Raw genomic sequence first — 14,348 nt, 5'->3', positions numbered from 1 at the left:
GATGGTCCCCGAAGGCGCCCAGCACCGTCCGGTAGGCCTCGTACTGCTCTTCCTCTGAGATGGGACGGGTGCGGTCGAGGAACAGGAACTCGGTCCGGAACAGGCCCACTCCCTCGGCGCCCGCTTCCACGGCCCGGGAGGCGTCGGTGTCCGAGCCGATGTTGGCCGCCACCTCGATCCGGGTGCCGTCCCTGGTCAGGGCCGGTTGCCGCGACCGGTCCGCGGCGCTCGCCCTGGCTTTCCGCTGCTCCTCCTGGCGGTCCCGGAGCGTCCGGACCACGGTCTCCGTGGGATCGACGTAGACCTGTCCGGTCTCACCGTCCAGGGCGATCAACGTTCCGGGCTCGGTGGTCGGCAGGTCAACTCCCACCACGGCCGGAAGCCCCATTCCCCTGGCGAAGACCGCGATGTGGGAAGTGGCGCTCCCTTCCTCCGTGCAGAGGCCGAGGGCCATTCCCGGTGGGATGGTGGCCGTCTCCGAGGGGAAGAAGTCCTGCGAGACCAGCACCGACGGGACTTCCAGGGCCTCCCAGGTCTCGAGGGGCAGGCCGAGCACGGACCTGAGGAGTTGCGTGCCGACGTCGCGAACGTCGGCGCCGCGAGCGGCCAGGTACTCGTCATCGAGCGACTCCAGCATTCCTGCCGACTCCTCGGTCACCTCGGATACCGCCGCCTCGGCGCACACGGACTCCGACTCGATGCGGTCGCGGATCTCCCCGGTGAACTCGGGATCCTCGAGCAGCAGGAGGTGCGCCCCGATTACCTCTGCCTCATCCGACCCCTCGCCGTGGGTCGCCGCCAGGTCGGACAGCCTGGTCCCGACGGAGGCTACGGCGCGGAGGAACCTTTCCACCTCTACGGCGTGATCCTCCACCCGGCGACGGGTGACGTCGGGCAATTGCGAGACATGGAGGTAGGCGGGGCCGATCGCGACACCCGGGGAGGCGCCGATCCCGGTGCGCTCGATCACGGTAATGGTCCTGACGTGCTCATCTTCTCCATACAACGCTCACGGTAGCCGTTCGGAGGGGCTCGGCTCGCCCAGCGTGTCCAGAAACTGGTGGTGGATGCGTCCGTTGCTGGCGACCACGAACCCGCCGGAAGCGGCGACCGGCCGGCCTGATCGGTCGGTCACCGTTCCACCGGCCTCGGTCACGAGGAGGGTGCCGGCACCCATGTCCCACGGCGGCAGGTCCTCCTCCCAGTACCCGTCCATCCGCCCGCGCGCCACCATGCACATGTCTAGGGACGCCGCACCCAGGCGCCGGACGCCCTGGGCCGTACCCAGCACCCGGCGGAAGCGGGTATCGCAGACCTCGAGCCGTTCTCGCCGTTCGTAGGGGAAGCCGGTGACGATCAACGCCTCGCCGAGGTCCTCCACGGAGCTCACCGCGATGGGCGATCCGTTGGCGCGGGCGCCGCCTCCAGCCACCGCCGTGTACTCGTCGCCGGTGATCACGTCCAGCACCACCCCGACCGCAGGGGCGTTGTCGATCCAGAGCGCCACCGAAACGCTGACCCATGGGAAGCCGTGCACGAAGTTGGTGGTGCCGTCCAAAGGGTCGACCAGCCACACCCGGCCGTCCTCGGGGAGGCGCCCGCCCCGTTCCTCGCCCAACACCGGGTCTCGCGGCCGGCGCCGGGAGATCACGTAGAGGATGGCTGACTCCGAGCGATGATCCACCTCAGTGACGGGATCGGCGTCGGCCTTGTATCGAACCTCCACCCGCCGGTCCACACCGGATGCGACCTCCGCCGCCCCCGCGCGGGCCGCCTCCACGGCTACCGGCAGATCGGCCTCGGACAACGGGGTCGCAGGCCGCTAACGACGGCGGGGGATGTCGGCGGCCTTGAGGAGGGCGCCGTTCTCGTCGAGGATGCCGATCTTGGTGCCGATGGTGGCCGGATTGGCCGCGAAGAGGTCCCCGCGGTTAATCACCAGGAACCGGTAGTCCTCGATGGACCGCAGCCGCTTGACGGTCTTCTTGATCTGTTTGCGGTCGGCGGCGATCCCCAGAGCCCCCTTGGAGCAGATCAGGTCGGCCTGGCCGGACGGGTCCGGCTCCGCGGCGAGCTTGCTGACCATCGCCTGGCACAACTGTTCGTGGTTCATGGGGGCCATGTTCATCCCTACCGGTCGCGTAACGAATATAGACCGTAGCCGGGGTTCATCCGCCTACCCGGTGCTCGAGCATCCGGAGGAGGGGTACGTCCTCGGGTTCGAGACGGACGACGGACTGCCACCCGCCGCGGGCAAGGGCATCGCGCAGCTCCTCGATCCCGGGTACCCCGGCGTCGTCCAGCGAGAGCCCGGCGGCGATGGCCTCACACAGGGCGCCGGTCGGAAGACCCATCCGCGCCGCCTCCCGGGCCGGGCCCACCAGGCGCTCGTCAGGCCCCAGCTTCCGGAGAGGGTGGCGCGCCACGCGACGTACCGGATCCGTGAGGGCGCCGACGGCGAACCGATCCAGGTTGGAGCGTCCGTAGCCGGTCAGCTCGGCGCCGCTGCGATGGCCGAACTCGGCTGCCAGCACCCCGGCCATGGTTTCGACCATCTCCTCGAGACGGTTCCGGATCGTGGGGTCCGAGACGGCCTCTGCGATCGAGTCGTGCCCGGCTCGCAGACCCAGGAAGGCTGCAGCGGCATGGAGCCCGTTGACCAGCCAGAGTTTCTTCTTCCGGTGAAGCACCAGGTCGGACACCAGCTCGAAGCCTTCGACCGCGGGCGGTTCTCCGACCCAGCCTTCCGCGGCGATCTTGAAGTCGAACCCGGACTCCACCTCGACGGCCAGCCCCTCGCCGGTGGCGCCGGGTACCAGCCGGTCCACCATGGTCTCCGGGAAGCCCACTCCGGCCGGGATGCGGCTCGATCCGCTCGACATGAGGTCCCGGAGCAGCCCGGTGTTGGGATCGGCGTTCTCGCAGGCCAGCACGTTGCGGACCCTGCTGCCGTCCTGCGCCAGGGCGGCGGCGATAACGGGAGCGACCTTGCCGAGCGCTCCGACGCCCACGGCCGTGCACACCGCATCGGCCGAGGAGGTGGCGCGCACCGCCCGATCCGTGTCGGTCCCCGCGACGGCGCTCACCCGGCCGATCGTCACCGTAGAGCGCCCCGCTTGACCCACCTCGACGACCTGGTACGAACCCTCACTGTTCAGGAGATCGACCAGCTCCGGAAAGATGTCGACGAATACCACTTCCCAGCCGGCCCGACCGAACAGCCATCCGATCAGGCCGCGGCCGATGTTGCCGGCGCCGAATACCGTGACCCGCCGTCCGGTCATTCCGTGGGTGCGGCCAGGGTCTCCCGGACGAAGGCTTCATCGGTGGTTACGGCCAGCCGGTCGCACAACTCCTCGTCGTCAAGAACCTCGGCCAGGTGCGACATGACGGCCAGGTGCTCGTCGCCCACCGCCGCCAGCCCGAACACGAGGTAGGCGACATCTTCCTCGTCGCCCCATGGCACGCCGTCCGGGTACTGGGCGAGGACGAGAGCGGTCCGTTTGATGAGGCCCCGGTCCTCGTAGGTGCAATGGGGCAGCGCGATCCCGTTGCCCAGGTAGGTCGAGATCACGCCTTCTCGGGCCAGCATCGACTCCCCGTACCCGGCCTCCACGGCGCCCAGGTCCGACAACATCCCCGACACGCGCTCGATGGCCTGTTCACGGGTGCTCTCTCGCTCGCCGAGGGTGATCGCCTCGACGGTCGTCACAGACTCCATACGCGCCTCCGCCCTGCTCTCAGATCCCTTCGACGTCCGCGCCCGCGGATAGATCGGCGACCAGCTTGACCAGCGCCGGGTCGTTCAGGAATGAACGGAACGCGACCACGGCCGCCCCGGGGGCGACCTGCTTTACACGATCGGCCAGGCCGGCGTGGGTGACCACCACGTCGGCGCCGGTCGGTATGTCGTGGACCGGAGAGTGGGTGACCTTGATGTCGAGCTTGGCCTTCTTGACCTTCTTCTTCAGGAAGTTCGTGACCATGAGGCTCGAACCCATCCCCGCCTCGCACGCCAGGACGATCCAGCGGACATCTGCGGCCGGTTTCGTTACTGAACTCATGTTTGATGATCCCTCTGGTTTGGAGAAGGGAAGAGCCCCCCGAGGGAGGCTCTTCCGCTCTAGGCGTTACTTAGGCTGTTCAGCCGGTGGGGATACCGGGCATGGTGCCGATCATGTCCTCGGTTCCTTCTTTCTCCTTCACCGGGGATACCCGCAGCAGGAGTGTGCCCACCACGAAGGCGGCAGCCGCTGCGGCCAGCACCCCTAGGAGAACCCCGACGTGCTGCCCTCTCGGTATCACCGCCAGGTAGGCGAAGATCGAACCGGGTGAAGGCGTTGCGGTGAGCCCCGCGTCGAATATCACGAAGATGATGTCGGCGAGGATGCCGCCGGCCCACACGGACAGGATCATGATCGGGTGCATGAGGATGTACGGGAAGTAGACCTCATGGATCCCGCCGAAGAAGTGGATGACGATGGCTCCGGGCGCCGACAGCTTGGCCAGGCCCTTGCCGGCGAACCAGTAGGCCAGTAGCAGTCCCAGGCCGGGTCCGGGGTTGGTCTCGAGGAGGAAGTAGATCGAGCGCCCGGTCTCCGCGGCATCCTCGACGCCCAGCGGGCCCAGGACCCCGTGGTTGATGGCATTGTTCAGGAACAACACCTTCCCGACTTCGATTGGAATGTCCGCCAGCGGCAGCAATCCGACGTCTGTGAACCACTCGGCCGCGTTCCCGAACACGGTGGCGATAGCGGCCATGATCGGACCGATGATCACCTTGCCGAGTATGGCCAGGACGAAGCCCAGGATTCCGGCCGAGAAGTTGTTGTACAGCATCTCGAACCCGACCGCGACCTTGTCCGAGAAGGACTCGTCGATCTTCATGATGATCCAAGCCGCCAGGGGTCCGACCAGCATGGCGCCGAGGAACTGGGGCGGATCGCCTGTGGCGCCGCTCGCCAGCTCGAAGTCCGCGCCGATGACGATTCCCATCGTGGCGATGGCGCCCATCACGCCTCCCCGATGGCCGTACACCATCTTGCCGCCTGTGAACCCGATCAATACGGGCAGCAGGTAGACGATGATGGGACCTACCAGTTCGGAGAGACTCTCGTTGGGTATCCACCCGGTGGGAATGAAAAAGGCGGTGATCAGTCCCCACGCGAGAATCGCGCCGATGTTGGGGATGACCATGCCCGCCATGAAACCACCGAACTTTTGCAGATGTGTAAGCATCCGGCCTCCTCGGACGTAGCTAGCTACTCCGGCCATCCTAGAGACCGGCCACCGCGCTGACAAACGTTTTCTGACTCGGGGTCAGCATCGCGACAAGCGCGCCAGGTCCCGGATGGGGTTTGGTCCCCCCTACCTTCCCGTATCAGCCGTGAGCGAGTTCCCGGTAGGCGGCTGCTACGGAGGTGAAGCTGAAGGCCACCGCCGGTGTACCCAGGATCCAAAAGGCGATACTGCCGACCACCTCTTGTTCTCCGCCGTTGAGGGTTCCCATCCAGTAGAGGGCCGCAATCCCGGGGACGAACAACACGGCGCACACGAATACGACACCTAGGAGCCGGATACGATTGCCACTGGTCATCTCCGCGCTTCGTGCCAGGGCCTGGAACCCGGTCGCCCTTCGTTCCACTATCAGGAACGCGTAGAGGCTGTAGATCATCAGCACCATGATGCCGGGCACGATGAAGAACAGGGTTCCCACCGCGACGGTCAGGAAGAACACCGCCGAGGATCTCACGAAGCCGTCGCGCGCCCACCAGTCGTCCCGCGGCGGTCCTGTCCCGGCGCAGGGCGAGACGGCAGCCAGAGCGGTCCGGGAGACGGGCCAGGCACCGTAACCGGCCACTACCAGCGCCAGGATCCAAAGGGCCAGGTTCGTCCAGTAGTTGCCGGTGGCCAGCGAGACCAGGCGCACTGCCGTGGGTACGGCCATCAGGATCGCCGCGCGGGCCATAAGGGAGCCGCCGCCGGCGCGGAATCCGGCCAGGCCATCTCGGAGCACCCTTCCGACGGGCAGCGGTGGAATGTTGGACGGGCGCACGTTTCCTATCGAGCCGGGGTACCGGACAGGCTAGCCGCAGCGGCCTGTGGTCAGTGGTCGGTGAGTGTTGTAGCGCGGAGTTGTTAAGGAAACGCACTAGGTCCGCGAGCCAGAGGAACTTGACTACCTCCAGGTCGCCTGACGGCCCGATGGCCACCGGCCACCTCTCAGAGATCAGTATGGTTTAACATCACCTAGCAACTAGCAACTAGCAACTACAGACGCTTCTCGGCCGGAGTGGCAGTTCCGTCCGCCGCCACCCTGACCCCGTAGACCTGCTCGGCCTGCTCCCGTGAGACGTATCCGTCCAGGACGTCCTCCCGCACTAGTTCGACGGGGCGATCGAGGGGGTTCCCCCAACCTCCGCCACCCGCCGAGAGGTTGCGGAACCCCTCGCCGGGCTGCATGGTGAACCTCTCCATCCGTGCCCGCTGGGCACGGTCGGTGTCGGGCCACACGATCATGGCGTTGGTCTCCGGCTCGTGCCCGCCCTGCAGCGCCCAGGGCTTGGTCTTGGTCTTCTTCTTCATCGACAGCATCTCGCCCGTTGCCAGGAACCTCACCTCGCGGCAGATGCCCAGACCTCCGCGCCACTTCCCGGCGCCGGCCGAGTCCTGGCGCAGCTCCAGCCGTTCGTGGAATATGGGTGACTTGTGCTCCAGGACCTCCATCGAGGTGTTCCTCACGGCCGTCGTGGAAGGATGCTGCAGGGCGGTGGCCCCGTCGTAGTGCGGGGTGGCGCCCCAGCCGATCCCCTCGTTGTTGCTTACCGCGTACATCTCCCCGGTCTCGGGATGGGTTCCCACCGCCATGAAACCCGGCTCGTCGGAACCTGAGGAGGCGTTGATCTCGTCCATCCCCTGTGCCAGGGCCTTGTTGATCAGCTCGAAGGCCGCCATTCCCGTCCAGAGCGTGAAGGTGGCCGCGGGGTAGACGGCATGGAAGAGGTTCCCCGGCGGGCAGGCGACGGTGAGGGGTTCGAAGTGGCCGTGGTTGGCGGGGGTGTCGGGGGTGGTGAGGGACTTGAACACCGACTTGGCCAGGCTCGAGGTCTTCCCGAACGGCATGTTCACCGGACCCGGCACCGCGTCGTCGGAGTCGCCGTAGTCGACGATGAACCTCTCCCCGTCGATGGTGACCGTCACCGCCATCCGGATGAGATCGTGGGAGATGCCGTCGTCGTCCAGCCAGTCATGGGCCGACCACTGCCCGTCGGGCATGGCCCGCACCGCCTCGGCGGCGGTCTGCGCCCCGTGCTCGATGATGCGGTCGATCGCCGCGTCAACGTTTGCCAGACCGAACTTCCCCCAGATCTGATGCAGGCGGCGTTCCCCCACCCGAAGTGCGGAGATCTGGGCATGGAAGTCCCCGATGATGGTCTCGGGCATCCGGGAGTTGTAGCGCAGGATGGCCATGATCTGCTCATCGACCTCCCCCCGGCGGATCAGCTTCACGCCCGGCATGATCAGGCCCTCCTGGTGCATGGAGGTGGAGTCCAGGACGTAGCCGGGATCCTTGGCGCCCAGGTCCATCCAGTGAGCCCGGACCGCCAGGTAGGCATCGGGACGCTCGCTTCCCTCGCAGAAGACCGGGGCGAACAGCATGGCGTCGGACACGTGGGCCCCGCTCCAGTAGGGATAGTTGATCATCACCACGTCGCCGGGGTGGAGGTTCTCGACCCCCACCTTCTCCACGCCCTTGTGGATGGCGTAGTCGTTGGCGCCCAGGAAGGTGAGTATCCCCGTCGACTCGGAGATCAGCCGGCGGTGGCGGTCGTACATGGAGATGCCGAAGTCCAGGACCTCGTAGATCACCGGGTTGAAGGCGGTCCGTACCAGGGTGCGCCGCATCTGCTCGGAGGTGGAGTTCAGGTAGTGGCGGATCACCTCCACGGTGGCGCCGTCCAAGTCCGGGGTCCTGCTCATCGGACTACCAGATTCCCGGAGCCGTCAGGAACGGCCCTCTGGTCGCCGTGGATGATCGTGACCGAGGTGGGCTCACGGATGATGGCGGGGCCGTTGATCTCCACCCCCGCCTCCAGCAGGCTCCGCTCGTAGATGGGGAAGGGGCGGCTCTTACGAGTGGCGAAGTCGAAGGCCCGTCGCTCGCCGACGCGGCTCTCCGCTGCAGCCTTATCCGCCGTGTGGCTCCCCCCTAGGAGGGCGGACGGTTTCTCCAGGCGACCGATCGCCCTGACCCGGGCGGTGAGGATCTGGACCTCCTCCGTCAGGCTGTGCCCGTAGCGCTCGACGTGGCGGCGATGGAACCGGTCTATCACCGAGTCGGTGTCGTCGGCATCCCGCAGCTCGACCGACAGGGTGTGCTCCTGGCCGTTGTAGCGCAGGTCCAGGCGTCGCAGCAGCACCCGGTTGCCAGGAGGCACCGATTGGGCGGTGAGCACCTGGTCGGCCTCGGTCTCCAGCTGCGCGAAGACGCCTTCGATCTGGGCCAGGGCCGCGTCGTCGAGCATCGTGAGCACCGTCTGGCCCAGATCGTACTCGAGGTCCGACATGAGCATTCCCCAGGCGGAGAACACGGCCGGAGCGGCCGGCACCACCACTTCGGGCAGGTCCATCTCCCTGGCCAGCAGGGGCGCGAGCATCGGTCCCGCCCCCCCGAAGGCAACCAGAGAGAACTCCCTGGGGTCGAGGCCCCTCTCCACCGTGATCTCCCGGATGGCGCCCACGGTGCGGGCCAGCAGCACGTCGAAGACCGAGGCGGCGGCTCGCTCGGTGGACATGCCGAGCGGCTCCGCCAACTTCTCGGTCACGCCCCGGACCGCGGCCGCCTCGTCCAGGCTCATCTCGCCTCCCAGGAACTCGTCGGCCGCCAGGTATCCCAGGCAAAGGGAGGCATCGGTCACGGTCGGCTCGGTGTTGCCGCGGCCGTAGCAGATCGGTCCGGGTACCGCGCCCGCGCTCCGGGGCCCGACTCTCAGGAGCCCCTTGTCCATCCAGGCGATGGACCCGCCCCCTGCCCCGATGGTGCGGATGTCGAACACCGGGATGCGGATCGGCAGGCTCTCGATCTCGGCTTCGTAGACCTCGGTGGGGGCGCCGTCCACGATGACGCACGCGTCGAGGCTGGTCCCCCCCACGTCGAAGGAGATCAGCGACGAGCGGCCGGTGGCCTCCCCCAGGCTTATGGTTCCGGCGATGCCGCCCGCCGGTCCGGAGAAGACGGTCAGGAGAGGCGACACGCGGGCTATCTCCGAGGTCATGGCTCCCCCCGCCGAACGCATGATCAGGAAGGAGCCGTCGAACCCTCCCTGGCGGAGCCGGTCCTCCAGGTCGGTGAGGTACCTGCCGAGGATGGGACGGATGTAGGCGTCGGTGACCGCGGTGGAGGTCCGCTCGTACTCGCGGTACTCCCTCACCAGGTCGACCGAGACGGAGACGGACAGCTCAGGGAAGGCCTTGGTCAGGATGCTCTTGGCCGCCTTCTCGTGCTCGCTGTTTGCGTAGGAGTGGAGGAAGCAGACCGCCACCGATTCCACTCCTCGCTCCGACAGGAGGCGGCCGGCCTCGATCACCGCATCGTGGTCGAGTTCCTCCACCACCTTGCCGCGGTGGTCGATGCGTCCCGGAACCCCCACCGTGTGGCGGCGCTTGACCAGCAACTCCGGCCGCCGGTAGCGGAAGTCGTACATGGAGCCGCGGGGCAGGTCGCCGCGGGCGATCTCGAAGATGTCCCGGAACCCGGCGTTGGTGATGATGCCGGTAACCGAGCCCCGGCGCTCCAGGATGGCGTTGAGCCCCAGCGTGGTGCCGTGGGTGTACACCGAGGCCTCCTCCAGGGAGGCGCCGGTGGCCCGGGTGGCGGTGATCACGCCGTCCGCCGGAGCGGCGGGAGTGGTGGGGGATTTCCGTACCGTGATCTTCCCGCTCTGCTCGTCGTAGGCGATGGCGTCGACGAAGGTCCCGCCGATGTCCACCGCCAGGCGGTATCTGCGTTCGGTCATGCTCAACTTCGAGAGGAGGTGTTGCGGTCAGGCGGCCGGCCGGTCGTCCCGCACTACGCGCCCGGACTGCATGACGAAGGAGATATCTCGCATCGCTGCCACGTCGGCCAGCGGGTTTTCTTCAACGGCGACCAGATCGGCGACCTTACCTTCCTCAACAGTACCGATTTCCTCCTCCATTCCCAAGAGGCGGGCGGCATTGGAGGTGGCGCCGGCGAGGGCCAACTGCGGGCTCAGCCCGGCTCCCTCCATGAGCCCCATCTCGTGCACCGTCACGGAGGTGTCGTCGATGGGGTCGCCCGGCGGGTAGTCGGTCCCGTTGACCATCGTCACCCCCGCGGCCACGGCGCGGCGGATGCTGGCCAGGTGGGAGGGGTGTACCTCGAGAGACTTCTCGATCTGGAACTCCTCGAACCCCCTCCAACGCATCCACTCCTGCGAGCTGGTGACGCACAGGGTGGGGGTGAGGAAGACGCCCTCCGCCGCCATCCGGCCGGCCGTGTCCTCATCGAGGTCGTAGGCGTGCTCGAAGGAGCGGATGCCGGCGTCGAGCGCCCAGTTGATCGCCTGCGACGAGGCGGCGTGGGCGACCACGTAGGTGTCGCGCTCGGTAGCCGCGTCCACGGTGGCCCGCATCTCCGCCCGGCTCATCTCGGGATGGTCGAAGGTCTCCCCCAGGTTGGCGATGCCACCGGTGATGAAGACCTTGATGTGGGAGCAGCCGGCGTCCAGCTCGGCAAGGGCCGCTTCCCGGAAGGCGTCCGGTCCGTCCGCGATCGCGCTGCCGATCCCGTCGCCATGGCCGCCGGGAGTGGAGATGGCCCGGCCGGCCCCGACGATCCGGGGGACGTCCACCCAACCGGCCCGGGCCGCTTCGGCCAGCAGCAGGTCCGCCCGGTTCAGCTCATGGACGCAGCGGATGGTGGTGACGCCCGCCCGGAGCGCATCCTGGGCCCGCTCGTAGGAGCGGAGCACGGTGAGGCCCGGGTTCTCGTTCTCATCGGTGTCCGAGAACGGGTACACCACGGACAGGTGGGTGTGTACGGAGATCAGTCCCGGAACGAGGTAGCGCCCACCGAGGCTCATCCGCTCGCCGGCGCCCGGCTGCCTGCTGATGGCGCCGATCCTCCCATCTGATACCTCGACGCTGACCCCGTCCCGGATCTCCCCGGTGACGACATCCACCACCCGCGCATCGGTCAACCACATTTCCCGCCTCCTACATCGAGTCTCCAGCTCGGCGGCCACTCTAGGAGTGTCGCTCGCCGGAACGGGATGGATCGGCCCATGGTGGTCGACTGGCACTCGCGCCAGTGCCGTTGACGCTAGACGTCCAGCGTCAACGGTGATAGACTCGGCCAGTGTGATCCTCGGATACGCATGCAAGAAGACCGAAGCGTTTGCCCGGGGCGAGTTCGTAGCTGCGTTCCAGGGATTCGAGGATCAGGCAGCCAAGCGGCTTGCGACTCTCAACGCGGCCGGGTCCCTTCAGGACTTGAGGGCCATCCGAAGCAACCGGCAATGGTGTATCTGCTTCATCTGGTTTGAGGCCAAGGGACCGACGAATGTGGAAATAGTCGACTATCACTGACAACGGGGGACGGGAACATGATGTTGAAACGGGCTGTCCATCCTGGACTGGTACTCAAGGACGAACTCAGGGAGAGGAACATCACCCCGACTGCCCTGGCGCGTCAGATCGATGTGCCGCCCAATCGGATCGGACAGATCATTGCCGGCAAGCGTTCGGTCACGGGCGACACCGCGCTAAGACTCGGGCGCTGGTTCGGTACGGACCCCCAGTTCTGGCTCAACCTGCAGGCGCACTACGACCTGGTCATGGCCGACCGCAAGGCGGGCGAGGCCATCCGTCAGCTTCCGACCGCGGCGCAAGCTGTATGACGATCCGCGGTCCACGACTCCTGCGGTGTGAGGAGGCGTCCGAACGGTTGTCGCCCGTGAGACAGCACACCTGCTAATCGATCGAACCGGCGGTCGGTGGATGGCAGGTAGCGTCGGGCGCGATGCGGGTGCTGCTCATCACCAACGACTATCCGCCCCGGCCGGGAGGGATCCAGCAGTACCTGTCCAATCTGGTCAGGTGCTCCTCAGCCTGTATCCGGGTCCTCGCCCCGGCTCACCCGGAGGCGCCCGAAGAGGACCACGTGGTCCGATCCGGCTGGAAGTTCATGTGGCCCACCCCTCGGGTACGGGAGTGGATCGCCGGGCAGATCGGGGAGCTCGAGCCTGACGTCCTGCTGTTCGGCGCCCCCCATCCGCTCGCGCAGCTCGGTCCTCGCCTCAGCCGGACGTTCGGGCTTCCCTACGTGGTGATGGCGCACGGTGCGGAGGTGACTTTGCCGGGTGCCGTACCGGGTCTCCGACAGCTTCTCGGCCGGACGTTTCGCCGCGCCTCCCTGGTGTTGACGGTCTCCCGGTACACGGCGCGCCGGGTGGAGCGGATGGGCGCCGCCCGGACCACGGTGCTGGGGGCGGGAGTGGACCTCGACATCTTCAGTCCGGGCGCCTCCACGCCTGGCCGTGACCGGCCCGTGATCGGGTGCATATCGCGTCTGGTGCCTCGCAAGGGCCATCTGCGGGTGCTGGCGGCCGCCGAGCGGCTCAGCGCCGCCGGTACCCCCGTGTCGGTGCTTCTGGCCGGTCAGGGCCGGCTGGAGGGCCGGCTCCGCAACCGCGCCGCCCGGGCCACGGTTCCGGTCGAGATCGTGACCGATGCCGCCTGGGAGGAGCTTCCCGATCTCTACCGGTCCTGCGACGTGTTCGTGATGCCGGCCCGATCCCGGTGGCTCGGCTTGGAGGTCGAAGGCCTGGGCATCGTCTACCTGGAGGCCTCCGCCTCCGGGCTCCCCGTGATCGCCGGTACGTCGGGCGGTGCTCCCGAGACCGTGGTGCCCGGAGTGACCGGTTACGTGGCCGTCACCACCAGCCAGATCGTCGAAGGAGTCGGATTGGCCCTCGAGCGGCGTCGGGAGATGGGGGCGGCGGCCCGCGCCCGCGCCGAGCAGCACTTCTCGTGGGAGTCGGTGGTCGGGCGTCTCGATGCCGCCCTTCGCCGGGCAGTGGACGGCCCCTGATCGACAGACACTTACCACGCCACGATCGGGCCGATGACTACCGTCTACTGCAACCGGAAGGCATGGGAGGGAAGTGTCGATGCGGGCCATCGTGATATCCGAGGTGGGCGGTCCCGAAGTGCTGGAGCTGGTGGAGACCGACGACCCCGTCCCGGGCCCGAACGATGCCGTGGTCGAGGTCGCTGCGGCCGGGTTGAACTTCATCGATACGTATCACCGCAGCGGGCTCTATCCCGTCGAGCTTCCGTTCACTCCCGGTCTCGAAGGCGCCGGTACGGTTGCCTCGGTCGGTCGGGACGTCACCGAGGTGGCGGTGGGAGACCGGGTGGCGTGGGGAACCGCCGCGGGCGCGTACGCGGAACGAGCCAGGGTGCCCGCCGATCAGCTGGTGCCGGTCCCGGAGGGCGTGTCGGCGGACCAGGCCGCGGCGGTCTTGCTCCAGGGTCTCACCGCTCATTACCTGGCGGTCGACACCTACCCCCTCGAGCCCGGATCTGCCTGCCTCATCCATGCCGGTGCCGGCGGGGTCGGGCTGCTGCTCACCCAGATCGCCAAGCGGCTCGGCGCCACTGTCTACACCACGGTGGGAACCGAGGCCAAGGCGAAGCTGTCCAGGGCGGCGGGCGCCGACCACGTGATCGTGTACACGCAGGAAGACTTCGCGCAACGCGTGGAGGAGATAGGCGGCGCCAGGCCGCTGGATGTCGTCTATGACGGCGTCGGGAAGGCGACGGTCCCTGCAGGGCTGGGTCTGCTCCGACCGTTCGGGCTGATGGCGGCGTTCGGCAACGCCTCCGGCGCGGTGGATCCCATCAACCCGCTCGATCTCACCGCCAACGGTTCGATCTTCTTCACCCGGCCGACCCTGTTCCATCATGTAGCCACCCGCCAAGCCCTGCTGGCTCGGTGCGAGGACCTCTTCGCCTGGGTGGAGGATGGGATGGACATCAGGATCGGCGCGCGGTACCCGCTCGAATCGGTCGCCGACGCCCACCGGGCGCTCGAAGGGCGCGCCACCACCGGCAAGGTACTCATCGAGCCATGAGGGGTGGCCGGGGGCGGGCGCGACGGGTAGCGGTCGGCCTGGTGCTGGCCGGACTGGTTGTCGGGTGCTCGACCGCCGCCCCTCCCGCGGTGGCGCCGGATACTCCATCTCCTTCCTCTTCCGAACCGGCAGTTCCATCCACCCGGCCGCCGGAACCCGAGCCGGTTCCGGCCTCCTCTCCGGCTTCCGTTA

Annotated in this window: 15 protein-coding genes; 4 read left to right on the top strand and 11 right to left on the bottom strand. The window is 67.6% G+C overall.

Annotated elements, in window-relative coordinates; translation table 11 throughout:
* The 11 genes from OXK16_04365 to OXK16_04315 all read right to left on the bottom strand — a co-directional run.
* Window positions 1-970: PEP-utilizing enzyme (locus tag OXK16_04365; GenBank protein ID MDE0375180.1), on the bottom strand; the 970-nt coding region annotated here is incomplete at its 3' end.
* 39 nt (window positions 971-1,009) lie between these two features.
* Window positions 1,010-1,807 carry an inositol monophosphatase family protein gene (locus OXK16_04360; protein ID MDE0375179.1) on the bottom strand — a complete coding sequence of 266 codons (798 nt, stop codon included), beginning with the start codon at window positions 1,805-1,807 and terminating at the stop codon, window positions 1,010-1,012.
* A gap of 15 nt (window positions 1,808-1,822) precedes the next feature.
* Window positions 1,823-2,122 (bottom strand): hypothetical protein, encoded by a 300-nt coding sequence (locus OXK16_04355; GenBank protein MDE0375178.1) that lies wholly within the window; start codon window positions 2,120-2,122, stop codon window positions 1,823-1,825.
* A 46-nt stretch (window positions 2,123-2,168) separates the two neighbouring features.
* Complete coding sequence (locus OXK16_04350; protein MDE0375177.1) at window positions 2,169-3,284, bottom strand: mannitol-1-phosphate 5-dehydrogenase; 1,116 nt, start codon at window positions 3,282-3,284, stop codon at window positions 2,169-2,171.
* Window positions 3,281-3,721 carry a PTS sugar transporter subunit IIA gene (locus OXK16_04345; GenBank protein ID MDE0375176.1) on the bottom strand — a complete coding sequence of 147 codons (441 nt, stop codon included), beginning with the start codon at window positions 3,719-3,721 and terminating at the stop codon, window positions 3,281-3,283. Before OXK16_04345 ends, OXK16_04350 begins: the two co-directional genes overlap by 4 nt.
* Before the next feature lie 19 nt (window positions 3,722-3,740).
* Entirely contained in the window at window positions 3,741-4,064 is a 324-nt protein-coding gene (locus OXK16_04340) for a PTS lactose transporter subunit IIB (protein ID MDE0375175.1), read from the bottom strand.
* A gap of 79 nt (window positions 4,065-4,143) precedes the next feature.
* The gene (locus OXK16_04335; GenBank protein ID MDE0375174.1) at window positions 4,144-5,238 is read right to left on the bottom strand and encodes a PTS mannitol transporter subunit IICB; all 1,095 of its coding nucleotides are present in this window, start codon (window positions 5,236-5,238) and stop codon (window positions 4,144-4,146) included.
* 142 nt (window positions 5,239-5,380) lie between these two features.
* Window positions 5,381-6,055, bottom strand: a complete 675-nt coding sequence (locus OXK16_04330) for a hypothetical protein (protein MDE0375173.1) — start codon at window positions 6,053-6,055, stop codon at window positions 5,381-5,383.
* A 215-nt stretch (window positions 6,056-6,270) separates the two neighbouring features.
* Window positions 6,271-7,980, bottom strand: coding sequence for a hydantoinase B/oxoprolinase family protein (locus OXK16_04325; protein MDE0375172.1), 1,710 nt, complete (start codon window positions 7,978-7,980; stop codon window positions 6,271-6,273).
* Window positions 7,977-10,016, bottom strand: a complete 2,040-nt coding sequence (locus OXK16_04320) for a hydantoinase/oxoprolinase family protein (GenBank protein MDE0375171.1) — start codon at window positions 10,014-10,016, stop codon at window positions 7,977-7,979. Before OXK16_04320 ends, OXK16_04325 begins: the two co-directional genes overlap by 4 nt.
* A 27-nt stretch (window positions 10,017-10,043) precedes the next feature.
* On the bottom strand, window positions 10,044-11,225 hold the full coding sequence (locus OXK16_04315; GenBank protein ID MDE0375170.1) for an amidohydrolase family protein: 1,182 nt from the start codon (window positions 11,223-11,225) through the stop codon (window positions 10,044-10,046).
* Window positions 11,226-11,379: 154 nt separating this feature from the next.
* On the opposite strand from OXK16_04315, the gene OXK16_04310 reads away from it, so the two are divergent.
* From OXK16_04310 to OXK16_04295, 4 genes are all read left to right on the top strand, one after another.
* Window positions 11,380-11,607: a plasmid maintenance system killer protein gene (locus OXK16_04310; GenBank protein ID MDE0375169.1), complete on the top strand. Its 228-nt coding sequence runs from the start codon at window positions 11,380-11,382 to the stop codon at window positions 11,605-11,607.
* 20 nt (window positions 11,608-11,627) lie between these two features.
* Window positions 11,628-11,918, top strand: coding sequence for a HigA family addiction module antitoxin (locus OXK16_04305; protein ID MDE0375168.1), 291 nt, complete (start codon window positions 11,628-11,630; stop codon window positions 11,916-11,918).
* Window positions 11,919-12,040: 122 nt separating this feature from the next.
* On the top strand, window positions 12,041-13,111 hold the full coding sequence (locus OXK16_04300; protein MDE0375167.1) for a glycosyltransferase family 4 protein: 1,071 nt from the start codon (window positions 12,041-12,043) through the stop codon (window positions 13,109-13,111).
* A 79-nt stretch (window positions 13,112-13,190) separates the two neighbouring features.
* Window positions 13,191-14,156, top strand: a complete 966-nt coding sequence (locus OXK16_04295; protein ID MDE0375166.1) for a quinone oxidoreductase — start codon at window positions 13,191-13,193, stop codon at window positions 14,154-14,156.
* Window positions 14,157-14,348 lie beyond the last annotated feature (192 nt).

It is taken from the genome of bacterium (assembly GCA_028821235.1).
Classification (GTDB): Bacteria; Actinomycetota; Acidimicrobiia; order Spongiisociales; family Spongiisociaceae; genus Spongiisocius.
This window is presented reverse-complemented; position numbering and strand designations above follow the sequence as displayed.